This window comes from Escherichia sp. WS3227_2 (genome assembly GCF_046486495.1).
Taxonomy (GTDB): Bacteria; Pseudomonadota; Gammaproteobacteria; order Enterobacterales; family Enterobacteriaceae; genus Escherichia; species Escherichia coli.
Window position 1 is genome coordinate 122,010 of sequence record NZ_JBJQLG010000006.1, and the last position, 15,762, is coordinate 137,771.

The window sequence follows — 15,762 nt, forward strand, 5'->3', positions numbered from 1 at the left end:
CTATCTGACATTATCTCTTCGCCCTGGCAACCGCCTGAAAATCGCTCATACTTTAATCGGTAAACAGTCCTTTTAGATGCTGTTTTCGATACGCAATTTCAATCAAGGAGTCATTATGGCTGGTTGGTTTGAACTCAGTAAGAGCAGTGATAATCAGTTCCGGTTTGTGCTAAAAGCGGGCAATGGTGAGACTATCCTCACCAGCGAGCTATATACCTCAAAAGCCTCTGCGGAAAAGGGTATCGCGTCGGTGCGTAGCAACAGCCCGCAAGAAGAACGCTATGAGAAAAAAACGGCAAGCAACGGCAAATTCTATTTCAATCTGAAAGCCGCCAATCATCAAATTATCGGCTCCAGCCAGATGTACGCCACCGCGCAATCTCGTGAAACCGGAATTGCCTCCGTTAAAGCCAATGGCACAAGCCAGACGGTGAAAGACAATACGTAATTACGATGCCGGGCGCGTGTTGTTGGCGTCTGGCGCTTTACCAGCTCCCCCCTACAGCGCTACAATGCCCGCCCTTAAAGTGGGGGCACTCCCCTAACCGCTTCATCAGGTGAAGCGGATCTGACCTGTCATCAGAACGAGAGAATTATGTTTAAACCGGAACTCCTTTCCCCGGCGGGAACGCTGAAAAATATGCGTTACGCTTTCGCTTATGGCGCAGATGCTGTTTATGCGGGCCAGCCACGTTACTCCCTACGTGTGCGCAACAACGAATTTAACCACGAAAATCTTCAGCTCGGCATCAATGAAGCCCACGCGCTGGGGAAAAAGTTTTATGTCGTGGTCAACATTGCACCGCACAACGCCAAGCTGAAAACCTTTATCCGTGACCTGAAACCGGTGGTGGAGATGGGGCCGGATGCGCTGATTATGTCCGATCCGGGGCTGATTATGCTGGTGCGTGAGCACTTCCCTGAAATGCCAATCCATCTCTCGGTACAGGCTAACGCCGTGAACTGGGCGACGGTGAAATTCTGGCAGCAAATGGGCCTGACCCGCGTGATCCTCTCTCGCGAGCTGTCGCTGGAAGAGATTGAAGAGATCCGCAATCAGGTGCCAGATATGGAGATCGAAATCTTCGTTCACGGCGCGCTGTGCATGGCCTACTCCGGTCGCTGCCTGCTCTCTGGCTATATCAACAAGCGCGACCCGAACCAGGGCACCTGCACCAACGCCTGCCGCTGGGAGTACAACGTCCAGGAAGGGAAAGAAGATGATGTTGGCAACATCGTACATAAGTACGAGCCGATTCCGGTGCAAAATGTTGAGCCGACGCTGGGTATCGGCGCGCCGACCGACAAAGTGTTTATGATCGAAGAAGCCCAGCGTCCGGGCGAGTATATGACCGCGTTTGAAGATGAGCACGGCACTTACATCATGAACTCGAAAGATCTGCGTGCCATCGCCCACGTTGAACGCCTGACCAAAATGGGCGTGCATTCGCTGAAAATCGAAGGCCGTACCAAATCTTTCTACTATTGCGCACGCACCGCGCAGGTTTATCGTAAAGCTATCGATGACGCCGCTGCGGGCAAACCGTTCGATACCAGCCTGCTGGAAACTCTGGAAGGTCTGGCGCATCGTGGCTATACCGAAGGTTTCCTGCGTCGTCATACTCACGATGATTATCAGAACTACGAATACGGTTATTCAGTTTCTGACCGCCAGCAGTTTGTTGGTGAGTTTACCGGTGAGCGCAAGGGCGACCTCGCGGCGGTAGCGGTGAAAAATAAATTCTCCGTTGGCGACAGCCTTGAGCTGATGACGCCGCATGGCAACATTAACTTTACCCTTGAGCAGATGGAAAACGCCAAAGGCGAAGCAATGCCGGTCGCACCGGGCGATGGTTATACTGTGTGGATCCCGGTGCCGCAGGATCTTGAGCTAAATTACGCGCTGCTGATGCGTAATTTCTCCGGGGAAACCACGCGTAACCCCCACGGTAAGTGATTAATTTCGATTATTTTTCCCGGATGGAAAATTCTTAGAAACCGATCACATACAGCTGCATTTATTAAGGTTATCATCCGTTTCGCTGAAAAACATAACCCATAAAATGCTAGCTGTACCAGGAACCACCTCCTTAGCCTGTGTAATCTCCCTTACACGGGCTTATTTTTTATGCATAAGCCGTATCCTGGTCACCGTCTTCCATTGACCACATCGATAGAATCCCCCTTCATAGCACGATGCCTTTCACTTATTGGCATCGTGCTCGCACAGGTTCCGGTTACGCACAGCCAGAACGCGCATGTTTGACGCTTACCAAAAAATATTCTCACTCTCCACATTTGAATGTCAGACGAGCGACGCCATGTAATCCTGCACCTTCTGTCTTCAGGTCAACTATCTGCATTTTTTTGCCCTGAGTAACACAGAAATGAGCTGCATCATTTTTTACTATATTTTCTGCACCAGAAATTCTGCCCCTGGCTAAAGAAGCTTCGGCTTCGGTGTAGTATTGGTTATCGAGTTTACGCTGAATATTACTTTTATATGCAAGACCAAATTTACCGATACTTGTCTCATCATTATGTACAGCACACCCAGACATAAGAAAAACACTAATTAATGATATAGCAGCTATCTTTTTCATCTCACCTTCCCCCATTAAATACCAACGACACGCTCTGGTGTTTAAATATAATAATGGCATGATTATTATAATTGAATAGGATTATAATAAATGTTCTGTACAACATTTCCTACATAAGTAGGAATTACATACACGGATGCCCTTTCGGGTAACCCCATGGGGGGGTTAATATATTTTTAATAGTATATTGAAGATGCCACTGTTTAGTTGAATATTAGGTATATGCTCTTTTTTGAAATTTATCGGTGGCTGCCGTTAGTATTCGCTGTCCCCATTGCAAGCTCCTGGTGGTAACCACTGAATCCTCCATACTTGAACTGACTTTTTATCCTCCGACTTTCATCCTGTTCTGACTCCACCTTTTCTTTTCTGCTCTACACTATCTACAGACCAATCATAAAGGCACATACGATCATGGCAGAATTTCCCGCCAGCTTACTGATTCTTAATGGCAAAAGTACTGACAATCTACCCTTGCGCGAAGCAATTATGCTGTTGCGTGAGGAAGGAATGACGATCCATGTGCGGGTCACCTGGGAGAAAGGCGATGCCGCACGATATGTAGAGGAGGCCCGGAAGTTGGGCGTCGCAACGGTGATTGCCGGTGGTGGCGATGGCACCATTAATGAAGTTTCTACGGCGTTGATTCAGTGTGAGGGGGATGACATACCCGCGCTGGGAATTTTGCCATTAGGAACCGCCAATGATTTTGCCACCAGTGTAGGGATTCCTGAGGCACTGGATAAGGCGCTGAAACTGGCAATTTCCGGTAACGCCATTGCGATAGATATGGCGCAGGTCAACAAACAAACCTGTTTTATTAATATGGCGACAGGCGGGTTTGGGACGCGTATTACCACAGAAACGCCGGAAAAATTAAAAGCCGCGCTGGGTGGCGTCTCTTACATCATTCATGGCTTAATGCGCATGGATACTCTGCAACCGGACCGTTGTAAGATCCGCGGTGAAAACTTTCACTGGCAAGGTGACGCCCTGGTCATTGGTATTGGTAACGGGCGTCAGGCCGGTGGCGGTCAGCAATTGTGCCCGAACGCGTTAATTAACGATGGCCTGCTGCAACTGCGCATTTTTACCGGCGATGAAATTCTTCCAGCTCTCGTATCAACCTTAAAATCTGACGAAGACAACCCGAATATTATCGAAGGCGCTTCGTCGTGGTTTGATATACAAGCCCCACACGAAATCACTTTTAATCTTGATGGCGAACCGTTGAGTGGGCAAAACTTCCATATTGAAATACTTCCGGCGGCGTTACGTTGTCGATTACCACCAGATTGTCCATTATTGCGTTAATCAAACTATTCTCTCTTGAACCAGGGAGAATCCGTAATGCCGGATGCGGTGTAAACACCTTATCCGGCATACAGAACAATACTACACCGTAATTAATTTTACCCGTGTCTTCTGCAATGCCAGTTTATCCACCTCTGACACGGCATCGTCGGTAATAATAATGTCAATTTTTTCGATTGGCAGTACCTGATTAAAACCGCGACGATTAAATTTCGATGAATCGAGAACGGCAATCACTTTATTTGCGGCTGTAACCATCGCCCCGCTAATCGAATAACCTTCATTAAAGGTCGTAATACCATTAACCGCATCAATACCATCAGCACCGACAAACATTAAATCGGCATTAATATCCTGCAATGAACGCTCGGCAATGGAACCATGCATCGAGCGTGTTTTATGGCGGACGGTCCCACCACAGACGACCAGAGTAATGTCTTTATTTTCGGAAAGGGCAAATGCTGCCGGGAGACTGTTGGTAATCACCGTGATATTTTTGGCGGTCATTAATCCTTCGGCGATAAGCATTGTCGTACTTCCGCTGTCGAGAATAACGGTCATCCCTTCGTGGATCATTTTGACTGCCGCCTGCGCTATTCTGTTTTTTGGCGCGCTGGCGAGCTGAAATCGCTCTTTAAACCCAACTTCCTGGGTCTCGGTTTCACTATTACCGGACATTATTTTCGCCGCACCGCCATGAAAGCGCGTAACCACGCCTTTTTGTTCGAGAAAGCGCAAATCGGCACGGATTGTCGCTTCCGAGGCAGCAAATACTCCCGCCAGATCCTGAACAAGCACGGTTCCCTGTTCATTCACTAATTGGATGATCTTATTCCTTCGCTCGAATGAATTCATCGTCATTTACCCATATTCAATTGTGGCTAGTGTAAACGAAGGGGGACCATTGGTGAATGATCTGTTTTGCACAATACCGGGCCAGCATCACGCTGGCCCGCGGTTTCAGGGAATGAGCAACACTTTGCCCGGCATAGCATTACGAGCGATGTCACGCACCGCCTGGGCGAAGCTTTCAAAGCTTCCACGGTAAGCGATTAATGGCTCCAGGCTTAACTTACGTTCTGTCAGCAACCGGCACGCCGTTTCCCACTCCTGCCCCGGCCAAGGGCTGGAGTAGTTCATCCAACTGCCGATAACCGTCAGCTCTTTACGCAATATTTTGCCAAACGTTGCCGATGTTAAATGCAGATCCTGATGCAACGTGCCCACCAGCGCCAGCTGGGCATGAGGCCCGGCAATCTCTACCGCCAGTTCGACGGTTTGCGGGACGCCAGCCGTCTCGAGGATAAGCTGATTAAAACGCAGTTCGCGTAAAACGCTCTGCATTTGCGGCGCGCTCATTTCAAGGCTGTTAAATGTTTGCATCGCACCGAAAGATTTTGCCAGTGCCAGTTTTTCTGAGCTAATGTCGATAGCCGTCACACTCTTTGCTCCCAGCGCGACAGCGCACTGAATGGCCAGCAGGCCAATGGTTCCGGCACCAATAATAATAACGTTTTTATTCTCACAACCTTGCGCTAAATGGAAAGCATGCAGGCCAACGGTAATCGGTTCAATAAAAGCCCCATCCTCAATAGGCATATCCGTGGGTAGAGCAAAGACATTTTTTCGGTTAACGACAATATACTCAGCAAATCCACCATCACGCCGCGAGCCAATAAAATCATATCTTGCGCACTGGGAATAAAACCCTTTCAAACACTCTGGACAAGTAAAACAGGGTAATAACGGCACACAGGCAACCGCATCGCCAGGATGTAAATCATCAACACCGGATCCCACAGCATCAATATAGCCGCTAAATTCATGGCCTAACGTTATTGGATAATAATGTGCACCATTTTTAAATATTCTGGGTAAATCGGAACCACATAATCCCGAGCTGGCAATTTTTACCCGCACCTCATCCTGATGTTTAATTTCAGGAATGACTCGTTGGGCAACGCGCACGATACCATCAGTATCATTCACCACTGATTTCATAAAAACTCCTGATTATTAAGGGGGATAAACTCCCCCTCAGGTAAAAATTATTCTGCGAGAACGGCTTTCTCTTGTTTAATAAAGCCGCGCGCTCTACGCCAGGTCATGAAAATACCGGTAAGATAAATGGCACCGATAATAATGAAACCGGGAATATTTTGCGGGGAGAAAACCTGAATCAGTAACCAGGTAATGGGAGAACCGCCCTGATCCATTGATGCCACCATGCCTCCGGCTTTTAACGCCCCAGCGTTAGCCGCCAGTTGGGTGTGCAAACCAATAGTTTGCGTCGCGATCCACAGGGTGATGCTCATAATGATGACACCCGAGATTAAGGTGCGGAACAGATTTCCACGATGCACGGCGACCGCCATCGCCACAAAGAAACCGATGGTGGCAAGGTCGCCAAACGGCAGTACCTGATTACCCGGAACACAAACAGCAATTAAAATGGTGAGCGGGATAAAAATCAGGCTTGCCGATACCACCGCCGTATGCCCCAGCAGCAACGCCGGATCAAGGCCAATCAGGAACTCCTGACCGCCGAACTTCGCCTGTAAACGACTACGGGCCTGCTTAGCGATAGGCGTTAAACCATCCATGATGGGTTTAATCACCCGTGGCATCAGCAGCATAACTGCCGCCGTTTTTACCGCCAGCTGCAATACACCTTTGACATCGTAACCCGCGAGGATGCCGATAATCAGCCCCATCACAAAACCCACGGTGACAGGCTCGCCAAACGGACCAAATTTGCGCTGAATATCGTCGGCGCTAAATTTAATACGGTTAACGCCTGGGATTTTCTCGATGATAGCATCCACCAGCACCGCAATTGGCCCCAGATACGCCGACGTACCGTGCGGAATAGCAATGCCTTCCAGCTCAAAGAAATTTCGGGTATCGCGGGCAAACCAGTCGCCGAGCTTATAAACAAACGCCGCGTGAATTACCACACCCGCCATCCCTATCATCCATGAACCGGTTGCCAGATGCAGCAATGCGCCGGTGAAGGTCATATGCCAGATATTCCAGATATCAACATTTACCACCCGCGTCATACGGGTCAGTAGCATCGCCACGTTAACCAGAATCGCAATCGGAATCGCCACCAGCGCAATTTGCGACGCCCAGGTCATTGGTGAAGAGCCCGGCCAACCGACATCGACCACATGCAGATTCAGGTCGAAATTTTCCGCCATCGCTTTCGCCGCCGGACCAATGGAATCCAGCATTAAGCCAATCACAAGGCCAATGCCAACAAAGCCAATCCCGATATGCAGACCCGCTTTAAAGCAATCGCCTGCCTTCATGCCTAATATTTTAGAAAAAATAATGATGACAATTGGCAGCATCACCGTAGGGCCGAGGTCGAGAATATAACGCATGACTTCTGAAAACATAGGTCACCCCTGTAAGATAGTCAGAATTTTATTTTGTAATGCTTCGATACCGACACCAGAAACAAAAGGCATGCCGTGAACTAACGGAATATCGCCAAAACTTCGATCCACCCTGGCAGTGGTGCATATCAAATGCACGCCATCCATATAGGTTTCTATTTCATTAACCCGACACTGGATTAATTCAACAGGAATATTATGACTCTGACACAACTCTTTAATTTCTTCCGCCGCCATCGTAGAGGTCGCAACCGCGCCTCCGCAAGCGACAATAATCTTGCGTTTCATAAATAGTCCTTTTTATTGTTACAGAGGGATTTATTCGTCTGAATCTAAAACATACTTTGTGAAGTATTCCTTTAACTGGGTTTCAGGAAGAGTGATTAGTGTCTCGACGATCTCGGGCTGTTGTAACTTGCCAAATAAACAGCGTAAAAGTTTCAATTGCTGCTGCGGATTTTCCACAATTAACGCAATAACCAACGATACCGCCACGTCGTTATCATCATCCGCTTGCTGAAAATGAACTTTATTTGTTGGCCTTAACAGATAAATGGCTGACGACTTAGCATGAATCGCCTCACAATGCGGTATTGCAATGGCGTGCTGCTCAAGCATTATCCCGGTAGGGAATTCTGCTTCTCTGGCAATTAATGCCTGTGGCCATGTATCATGAACCACACCTTTCGCGAGCATCTCATTACCGATATGGGTTAAAACTTCGCTACGATCGACAAAAGAAATTCCGCTACGAACAAACAGGTTAGTCATATACCGTCCTTATTCCGCACAGCCGTAGCGATAGGCGCGCAAAACATCATAAATTTTATCCATAATCAACTGATGCGGTATTGCTGATAATTCCCCGGACTGAATGTGTTCAAATTGTTTAGGAAGATACTGACTAATCATGCCCAGAGGGATTTCCATGCCTTCCAGATTCACCATCATCGTTTCGACGCTATTTTTAATCCGACTATGCGGCCAGTAATAACGAATACGATCCGACAGGCTGTAACGAATATCCAGTAATGAATCGTTAAAACCCGTACGATAATATTTTTTCCAGTATTGCGGTTCGTCAAACATCACTTCTTCAATTACCGCCAGGCAACCGCTGCGATTTTCTGGGGCGATAAGTTCCTGCTCAATTTGCGCCAGCGCAAATATCGCCTCACGTAAAGCAAAGGTTAATGCGGGACCGACTTTCAATATTGCAAAGTGATCGCGGACTAATTCCCAATAAGCCGTCCGGGTCTGGTAATCGGTAGAATGTGCTTCATAAACCATTCGGGTGTTTTCTATCCATTGCGCCAGCGGCTGTGCTTCCTGCGGCTGATAATGGATAATATTGCTGTGATCAAATTCCACGCCTGGCTGCACCACAATGGCAATCACGCGTGTTAACGCCTCTGCCAGCCCACGGGCAATAAAGGCCTTTTGATGCGTACGTAAAGTATTGGCGGCATCTTCAACCCGGGTAATGTGTACTGACTGAATGGCGCTGGCCTCACCGCCCGGAACCGGAACTTCGGTGCCAATGACATAGCTCAGTTGCTCACGCTGGCAATCTGTCGCCACACTTTCCGCAGCAAAGCAAAGCACAGCAGCTCGTTCCGCAACCGTTTCTGGTGCTAACGGTATGGGATCCCCCGCGCAGGACATTGACGCATCAAGATGAATTTTACTGAAGCCGGCACGAACATATGCCTTTACCAGCTCGACGGATTTTTCCATCGCCGCATCCGCATTTTCTTGCTGCCAGCAGTTTGGCCCCAGATGGTCGCCGCCGAGAATAATACGCTCACGAGCAAATCCGACTTTATCGGCAATCGTAAAAACAAATTCGCGAAAGTCTGCCGGTGTCATTCCGGTATAACCGCCAAATTGATTGACCTGGTTTGACGTTGCTTCAATCAGCACTTTGCGCGTGCTGTTGCGATCAAATGCCAGCGCCGCTTCGATAACCAACGGATGGGCAGAACAGACTGAGCATATGCCGATATGTTCACCAGCTTTATGCCGGGCAATTAACGTTTTCATGTTTTTTCCTTGTTAAATGGCAGGTGCGTTATGCCCTGCCCTCGCAGCCACAATCGGCAATCACTTTGCTCACCACATCGCGCATTGCGGATTTAGCCGACTGCAAATAATCCCGGGGATCGGTCGCTTCGGGGTGCTCGGTCAGGTAATTTTTTAACGCCTGCGAGAAGGCATTTTTCAGCTCCGTTGCAACGTTGATTTTGCATATCCCCAGTTTGATGGTTTGCTGAATATCCTTAGTCGATAACCCTGACGCGCCATGCAGCACCAGCGGTAAGTTCACCCACTGGCGAATGTTCTCCAGTCGAGAAAAATCAAGCACCGGTGCGCTGGCATACATACCATGAGCCGTGCCGATGGCGACCGCCAGGGAATCAATTCCGGTTGCCTCGGCAAATTCACGCGCCTGAGCGGGGTTGGTATAAAAAGCATCGGCTTCATTGACTTGCACATCATCTTCCTGGCCGCCAAGTTGCCCCAGCTCCGCTTCGACGCTGACATCAAAGCGATGGCAAAAATCCACCACCTCTTTGACCCGTGAAATATTTTGCGCAAAAGGCAAATGCGAGGCGTCAATCATGACTGAGCGCACGCCAGAACGAACCTTCTGAGCGATATCGTCAAATTTCGTGTGATGGTCGAGATGAATTGCCAGTGGATGGTGATATTGCTTCGCCATCGCGCTGACCAGCGCCAACAGATTTTCTGTACCAGCATGAGTAAATGTGCCAGGCGTTCCGGCGATGATGACCGGCGCATGCAGGTTGGCAGCGGTTTCTACCACCACTTGCATCGTTTCGAGATTGTGAATATTGAATGCCGGAACCGCATAACCGCCGCGCTGTGCGTTGTTCAGCATCTGCTTTGTCGATACCACGTACATTTTCATATCCTGTCGTTTATTTTCGATTTCAAAATATAATGAAATTATTTGTTTTTAAATGTCGAGATAACGATCACAAAAACGACAATTCGAAAATTAATCAGAATGACAGGCAAAAAAACGGCCTCCCGATAGGGAAGCCGTAGCAAAGTGCGCGTGTTTTTATGCCGGATGCGACGTAAACGCCTTTTCCGTCATACGGGGTAGTGCTGTTCGTATAAGGCGTATCAGGCGATAGTAATTTTGCTATCGAGATAAACGTCCTGCACGGCGTTAATCAGTTTCACGCCGTCAGCCATCGATTTCTTGAACGCCTTACGTCCAAGAATCAGCCCCATTCCGCCAGCGCGTTTGTTGATAACCGCAGTACGCACTGCATCGCTGAGGTCAGTTTCACCGCCTGCAGCACCGCCGGAGTTTATCAACCCTGCGCGGCCCATATAGCAGTTAGCTAACTGATAACGCACCAGATCAATCGGGTTTTCGCTGGTCAACTTGCTGTACACGCGATCGTCGGTATAACCGTAATTAATCGCTTTATAGCCGCCGTTATTTTCAGCCATTTTTTGTTTGACGATATCTGCACCTATGGTTGCCGCCAGATGGTTCGCCTGACCAGTCAGGTCGGCGGAAACATGGTAATCAACGCCATCTTTCTTAAAGGCGGAGTTACGCAAATAGGCCCACAGCACTGTCACCATGCCCAGCTCGTGCGCACGTTCAAAAGCCGCAGAAATTTCTTCAATCTGGCGACGTGACTCTTCCGAGCCAAAATAGATAGTCGCACCAACCGCCACCGCGCCCATGTTGAACGCCTGCTCCACGCTGGCATACAGCGTTTGATCGTAGGTATTCGGGTAACTTAGCGTCTCGTTGTGATTAAGTTTGACGAGGAATGGAATGCGATGCGCGTAACGCCGCGATACCGACGCCAGCACGCCGTAAGTTGATGCCACACAGTTACAGCCCGCTTCGATCGCCAGTTCAACAATGTTTTTCGGGTCAAAGTAGAGCGGGTTAGCAGCAAATGAAGCTCCGGCAGAGTGCTCAACGCCCTGGTCAACCGGCAGAATAGAAAGATATCCTGTGCCAGCCAGACGCCCAGTGTTGTACAACGTCTGCATATTACGTAACACCGCTGGCGGGCGATTATTGTCAATCATCACGCGGTCTACGTAGTCATGTCCGGGGAGATAAAGCTGGTCAGAAGGAATAGTCATACAACGGTGCTGTAAAAGGTTGTCGGCGTCTTTGCCAAGCAACTGCGCAATATCTGTCATTACTATGCTCCCGTAAATTCCGATTGGATATCGGCTATGGATTGTCCTGGCCCGCCTTTTGCGGGCAATCATAATCCTGGTCGTTACAGGCGAGTTTTTCCATCTTTTGGATGTTTTTTCAGCGTTTTCTGTTGGCTCGATTCATCAGAAAAAATGTTACCGCGGTCAAGTTTTCACCGCAAAGGTATTTAAAAGGTATTATTAAATGGTATTGTCATCGCGTACCTTACATTACCTGTCATGAAGGAATTAAAAGATGAAAACAACAGCAAAGCTGTCGTTCATGATGTTTGTTGAATGGTTTATCTGGGGCGCGTGGTTTGTGCCATTGTGGTTGTGGTTAAGTAAAAGCGGTTTTAGTGCCGGAGAAATTGGCTGGTCGTATGCCTGTACCGCCATTGCGGCGATCCTGTCGCCAATTCTGGTTGGCTCCATCACTGACCGCTTTTTCTCGGCGCAGAAAGTGCTGGCGGTATTGATGTTCGCTGGTGCGGCGCTGATGTATTTCGCTGCGCAACAGACCACTTTTGCCGGGTTCTTCCCGTTACTGCTGGCCTACTCGCTAACCTATATGCCGACCATTGCGCTGACTAACAGTATCGCTTTTGCCAACGTGCCGGATGTGGAGCGTGATTTCCCACGCATTCGTGTGATGGGCACTATCGGCTGGATTGCCTCCGGTCTGGCATGTGGATTTTTGCCGCAAATGCTGGGTTATGCCGATATCTCTCCGACTAACATCCCGCTGCTGATTACCGCCGGAAGTTCTGCTCTGCTCGGTGTGTTTGCGTTTTTCCTGCCCGACACGCCGCCAAAAAGCACCGGCAAAATGGACATTAAAGTCATGCTCGGCCTGGATGCGCTGATCCTGCTGCGCGATAAAAACTTCCTCGTCTTTTTCTTCTGTTCATTCCTGTTTGCGATGCCACTGGCGTTCTATTACATCTTTGCCAACGGTTATCTGACAGAAGTCGGCATGAAAAACGCCACCGGCTGGATGACGCTCGGCCAGTTCTCTGAAATCTTCTTTATGCTGGCATTGCCGTTTTTCACTAAACGCTTTGGTATCAAAAAGGTATTGTTGCTTGGTCTGGTCACCGCTGCGATCCGCTATGGCTTCTTTATTTACGGTAGTGCGGATGAATATTTCACCTACGCGTTACTGTTCCTCGGCATTTTGCTGCATGGAGTAAGTTACGATTTTTACTACGTTACCGCTTACATCTATGTCGATAAAAAAGCCCCCGTGCATATGCGTACCGCTGCGCAGGGGCTGATCACGCTCTGCTGCCAGGGCTTCGGCAGTTTGCTCGGCTATCGTCTTGGCGGTGTGATGATGGAAAAGATGTTCGCTTATCAGGAACCGGTAAACGGACTGACTTTCAACTGGTCCGGGATGTGGACTTTTGGCGCGGTGATGATTGCCATTATCGCCGTGCTGTTCATGATTTTTTTCCGCGAATCCGACAACGAAATTACGGCTATCAAGGTCGATGATCGCGATATTGCGTTGACACAAGGGGAAGTTAAATGAAAACAGAACGTATTCTCGGTGCTCTTTATGGGCAGGCGTTAGGGGATGCGATGGGGATGCCCTCCGAGCTTTGGCCACGCAGCCGCGTTAAAGCACACTTTGGCTGGATTGATCGTTTTCTGCCTGGACCAAAGGAGAATAACGCAGCCTGTTATTTTAACCGCGCCGAATTCACCGACGATACCTCGATGGCGCTGTGTCTGGCGGATGCGTTACTGGAACGTGAAGGCAAGATCGATCCGGATCTGATTGGGCGTAATATTCTCGACTGGGCGCTGCGTTTCGATGCCTTTAACAAAAACGTACTAGGTCCGACCTCGAAGATTGCTCTCAACGCCATTCGCGACGGTAAACCCGTTGCTGAACTGGAAAACAACGGCGTGACCAACGGCGCAGCGATGCGCGTCTCGCCATTAGGTTGTTTGCTTCCGGCGCGTGATGTTGATTCCTTTATTGATGATGTGGCGCTGGCGTCGAGCCCGACCCATAAATCCGATCTGGCAGTTGCAGGTGCGGTAGTCATCGCATGGGCGATTTCTCGTGCCATTGACGGAGAAAGCTGGTCAGCGATTGTTGATTCACTGCCTTCAATTGCGCAACATGCACAGCAAAAACGCACGACCACGTTCAGCGCCTCACTGGCGGCGCGGCTGGAGATTGCGCTGAAAATTGTGCGCAATGCCGACGGCACTGAATCCGCCAGCGAACAGCTTTACCAGGTCGTTGGCGCAGGTACCAGCACTATTGAGTCCGTTCCGTGCGCCATTGCGCTGGTTGAACTGGCACAAACCGACCCGAACCGTTGCGCCGTCCTGTGCGCTAACCTTGGCGGCGATACAGACACCATCGGTGCTATGGCGACGGCAATCTGCGGCGCGTTGCATGGCATTAACGCTATCGATCCTGCGTTAAAGGTGGAGCTGGATGCGGTAAATCAGCTTGATTTCAACCGCTATGCCACAGCGCTGGCGAAATATCGTCAACAACGGGAGGCGGTATGAGCGGCGCTCGATTACACACGCTGCTGCCTGAATTAACCACGCGTCAGTCGGTGATGGTCGTCGGCGCGGCGGTCATTGACGTGATCGCCGACGCTTATGCCCTCCCCTGGCGTGGGTGCGATATCGAACTGAAACAGCAGAGCGTTAACGTTGGCGGCTGTGCACTGAATATTGCCGTGGCATTAAAGCGTCTCGGCATCGAAGCGGGTAATGCCTTGCCGCTCGGTCAGGGGGTTTGGGCGGAGATTATTCGCAACCGGATGGCAAAAGAGGGCTTAATCAGCCTGATCGATAACGCCGAAGGTGATAACGGCTGGTGTCTGGCGCTGGTTGAGCCGGATGGCGAACGCACTTTTATGTCATTCAGCGGCGTGGAAAATCAATGGAATCGCCAATGGTTGGCACGATTAACCGTTGCGCCTGGCAGCCTGCTCTATTTTTCCGGTTATCAACTGGGCTCGCCCTGCGGCGAATTGTTAGTGGAATGGCTGGAAGAGCTGCAAGACGTGACGCCGTTTATCGATTTTGGCCCACGTATCGGCGATATCCCGGACGCATTACTGGCGCGGATCATGGCCTGTCGACCTTTAGTATCACTCAATCGTCAAGAGGCTGAGATTGCCGCCGAACGTTTTGCTTTATCCGCAGAGATAACAACACTTGGCAAGCAATGGCAGGAGAAATTTGCCGCGCCGTTGATCATTCGTCTCGATAAAGAGGGCGCATGGTATTTCAGCAACGACGCTTCTGGCTGCATTCCGGCATTTCGAACGCAAGTTGTAGACACCATTGGGGCGGGCGACAGTCATGCAGGTGGCGTACTTGCCGGGCTAGCCTCTGGTCTGCCACTGGCGGATGCCGTATTACTGGGCAATGCAGTAGCGTCGTGGGTTGTCGGGCATCGGGGCGGTGATTGTGCGCCAACGCGCGAGGAACTACTCCTCGCACACAAAAACGTATAGATCGCTGCGACAGTGGCTGATGCTGTACTCAATAGGCCGTTGCTGTTGGTCAAGCGCCACTTGCTTGATCACCAGCACCGGTATTTTGCTATCTAACTGAATATGTGACTGAAACTCGGCATCCGGCATCCGGGCGCTAACGCGGGAACGCGTACGTTGTGGGTAAATGTGCTGGCTGCGGAAGTAGTCATAAAGAGAAATTCCGATGGCATCAACATCATGAATTAAATGCGCAGGAACCCACGATTCCTCAATTGATACCGCTTCTTCATCGACATAGCGAATACGCTTAAGCAAAAAGACATTACTTCCTGCTTCGACCGCTAGCTGCTGCGCGACTTCTTCGGGACATTTCACGACACGCTTGTTAACCCATAGTGTATCGGGCTTTTTCCCGCGCAATACCACCTGCTGAGAAAAACCTCGCGCTTCTTTCAACGAGTATTCGAAGATGTTGTTGATCTGCGTACCGTAACCACGCGAACGCGTCACCACGCCCTCTTCTTCCAGCGCCTGCATCGCCTTGCGCACCGTAATGCGCGAAACGCCGGTTAACTGACTTAAATCACGCTCACCGGGCAAAATATTGCCATGCTCCAGCACCCCGCTGCGCACGGCATTTTTTACCGTTTCGGCAAACTTAATATAAAGCGGCGTGTTATCCGCCGCTAAAATACGTTCGTTCAGTTGGGAAATCAGCTGGGTATGCGCTTGTTCCATTTGTCTTTTTCCTGCCAG

16 protein-coding genes are annotated in these 15,762 nt (G+C 49.7%); 6 read left to right on the top strand and 10 right to left on the bottom strand.

Features of this window, described 5'->3' with window-relative positions:
• The first annotated feature begins 115 nt into the window (after positions 1 to 115).
• Positions 116 to 448 carry a YegP family protein gene (locus tag ACJHXB_RS10465; protein ID WP_000929408.1) on the top strand — a complete coding sequence of 111 codons (333 nt, stop codon included), beginning with the start codon at positions 116 to 118 and terminating at the stop codon, positions 446 to 448.
• A gap of 147 nt (positions 449 to 595) precedes the next feature.
• Positions 596 to 1,957, top strand: coding sequence for a tRNA 5-hydroxyuridine modification protein YegQ (gene yegQ, locus ACJHXB_RS10470; RefSeq protein ID WP_000476008.1), 1,362 nt, complete (start codon positions 596 to 598; stop codon positions 1,955 to 1,957).
• Between the two features lie 328 nt (positions 1,958 to 2,285).
• On the opposite strand, the gene yegR is transcribed toward yegQ, so the two are convergent.
• Positions 2,286 to 2,603: a protein YegR gene (yegR, locus tag ACJHXB_RS10475; protein WP_001303579.1), complete on the bottom strand. Its 318-nt coding sequence runs from the start codon at positions 2,601 to 2,603 to the stop codon at positions 2,286 to 2,288.
• A 414-nt stretch (positions 2,604 to 3,017) separates the two neighbouring features.
• Here yegR and yegS point away from each other — a divergent pair, with 414 nt between their 5' ends.
• Positions 3,018 to 3,917 carry a lipid kinase YegS gene (gene yegS, locus ACJHXB_RS10480; protein WP_410233491.1) on the top strand — a complete coding sequence of 300 codons (900 nt, stop codon included), beginning with the start codon at positions 3,018 to 3,020 and terminating at the stop codon, positions 3,915 to 3,917.
• An 81-nt stretch (positions 3,918 to 3,998) separates the two neighbouring features.
• On the opposite strand, the gene ACJHXB_RS10485 is transcribed toward yegS, so the two are convergent.
• The 8 genes from ACJHXB_RS10485 to fbaB form a co-directional block, all read right to left on the bottom strand.
• Positions 3,999 to 4,772, bottom strand: coding sequence for a DeoR/GlpR family DNA-binding transcription regulator (locus ACJHXB_RS10485; RefSeq protein WP_001295426.1), 774 nt, complete (start codon positions 4,770 to 4,772; stop codon positions 3,999 to 4,001).
• A gap of 105 nt (positions 4,773 to 4,877) precedes the next feature.
• Positions 4,878 to 5,918: a galactitol-1-phosphate 5-dehydrogenase gene (gene gatD, locus ACJHXB_RS10490; protein ID WP_000844258.1), complete on the bottom strand. Its 1,041-nt coding sequence runs from the start codon at positions 5,916 to 5,918 to the stop codon at positions 4,878 to 4,880.
• 47 nt (positions 5,919 to 5,965) lie between these two features.
• On the bottom strand, positions 5,966 to 7,321 hold the full coding sequence (locus tag ACJHXB_RS10495) for a PTS galactitol transporter subunit IIC (RefSeq protein WP_000490663.1): 1,356 nt from the start codon (positions 7,319 to 7,321) through the stop codon (positions 5,966 to 5,968).
• Between the two features lie 3 nt (positions 7,322 to 7,324).
• On the bottom strand, positions 7,325 to 7,609 hold the full coding sequence (gene gatB / locus ACJHXB_RS10500; protein WP_000823288.1) for a PTS galactitol transporter subunit IIB: 285 nt from the start codon (positions 7,607 to 7,609) through the stop codon (positions 7,325 to 7,327).
• 30 nt (positions 7,610 to 7,639) lie between these two features.
• A complete protein-coding gene (gatA, locus tag ACJHXB_RS10505) occupies positions 7,640 to 8,092 on the bottom strand; it encodes a PTS galactitol transporter subunit IIA (RefSeq protein ID WP_000182900.1) in 453 nt (150 codons plus the stop codon).
• 9 nt (positions 8,093 to 8,101) lie between these two features.
• Positions 8,102 to 9,364 carry a tagatose-bisphosphate aldolase subunit GatZ gene (gatZ, locus tag ACJHXB_RS10510; protein WP_000853870.1) on the bottom strand — a complete coding sequence of 421 codons (1,263 nt, stop codon included), beginning with the start codon at positions 9,362 to 9,364 and terminating at the stop codon, positions 8,102 to 8,104.
• A gap of 28 nt (positions 9,365 to 9,392) precedes the next feature.
• The gene (gene gatY, locus ACJHXB_RS10515; RefSeq protein ID WP_001308759.1) at positions 9,393 to 10,247 is read right to left on the bottom strand and encodes a tagatose-bisphosphate aldolase subunit GatY; all 855 of its coding nucleotides are present in this window, start codon (positions 10,245 to 10,247) and stop codon (positions 9,393 to 9,395) included.
• Positions 10,248 to 10,474: 227 nt separating this feature from the next.
• Positions 10,475 to 11,527: a class I fructose-bisphosphate aldolase gene (fbaB, locus tag ACJHXB_RS10520; RefSeq protein ID WP_000129551.1), complete on the bottom strand. Its 1,053-nt coding sequence runs from the start codon at positions 11,525 to 11,527 to the stop codon at positions 10,475 to 10,477.
• 256 nt (positions 11,528 to 11,783) lie between these two features.
• On the opposite strand from fbaB, the gene ACJHXB_RS10525 reads away from it, so the two are divergent.
• The 3 genes from ACJHXB_RS10525 to ACJHXB_RS10535 are packed head-to-tail and all read left to right on the top strand — an operon-like array spanning position 11,784 to position 15,024.
• Positions 11,784 to 13,061 carry a nucleoside permease gene (locus ACJHXB_RS10525; protein ID WP_000858471.1) on the top strand — a complete coding sequence of 426 codons (1,278 nt, stop codon included), beginning with the start codon at positions 11,784 to 11,786 and terminating at the stop codon, positions 13,059 to 13,061.
• On the top strand, positions 13,058 to 14,062 hold the full coding sequence (locus ACJHXB_RS10530) for an ADP-ribosylglycohydrolase family protein (RefSeq protein WP_000846210.1): 1,005 nt from the start codon (positions 13,058 to 13,060) through the stop codon (positions 14,060 to 14,062). Before ACJHXB_RS10525 ends, ACJHXB_RS10530 begins: the two co-directional genes overlap by 4 nt.
• Positions 14,059 to 15,024 (top strand): carbohydrate kinase family protein, encoded by a 966-nt coding sequence (locus tag ACJHXB_RS10535; RefSeq protein ID WP_000011998.1) that lies wholly within the window; start codon positions 14,059 to 14,061, stop codon positions 15,022 to 15,024. The genes ACJHXB_RS10530 and ACJHXB_RS10535 overlap by 4 nt, the downstream gene beginning before the upstream one ends.
• Here ACJHXB_RS10535 and ACJHXB_RS10540 read toward each other — a convergent pair.
• Positions 14,998 to 15,744 carry a GntR family transcriptional regulator gene (locus ACJHXB_RS10540; RefSeq protein ID WP_000434052.1) on the bottom strand — a complete coding sequence of 249 codons (747 nt, stop codon included), beginning with the start codon at positions 15,742 to 15,744 and terminating at the stop codon, positions 14,998 to 15,000. The genes ACJHXB_RS10535 and ACJHXB_RS10540 overlap by 27 nt on opposite strands.
• Positions 15,745 to 15,762 lie beyond the last annotated feature (18 nt).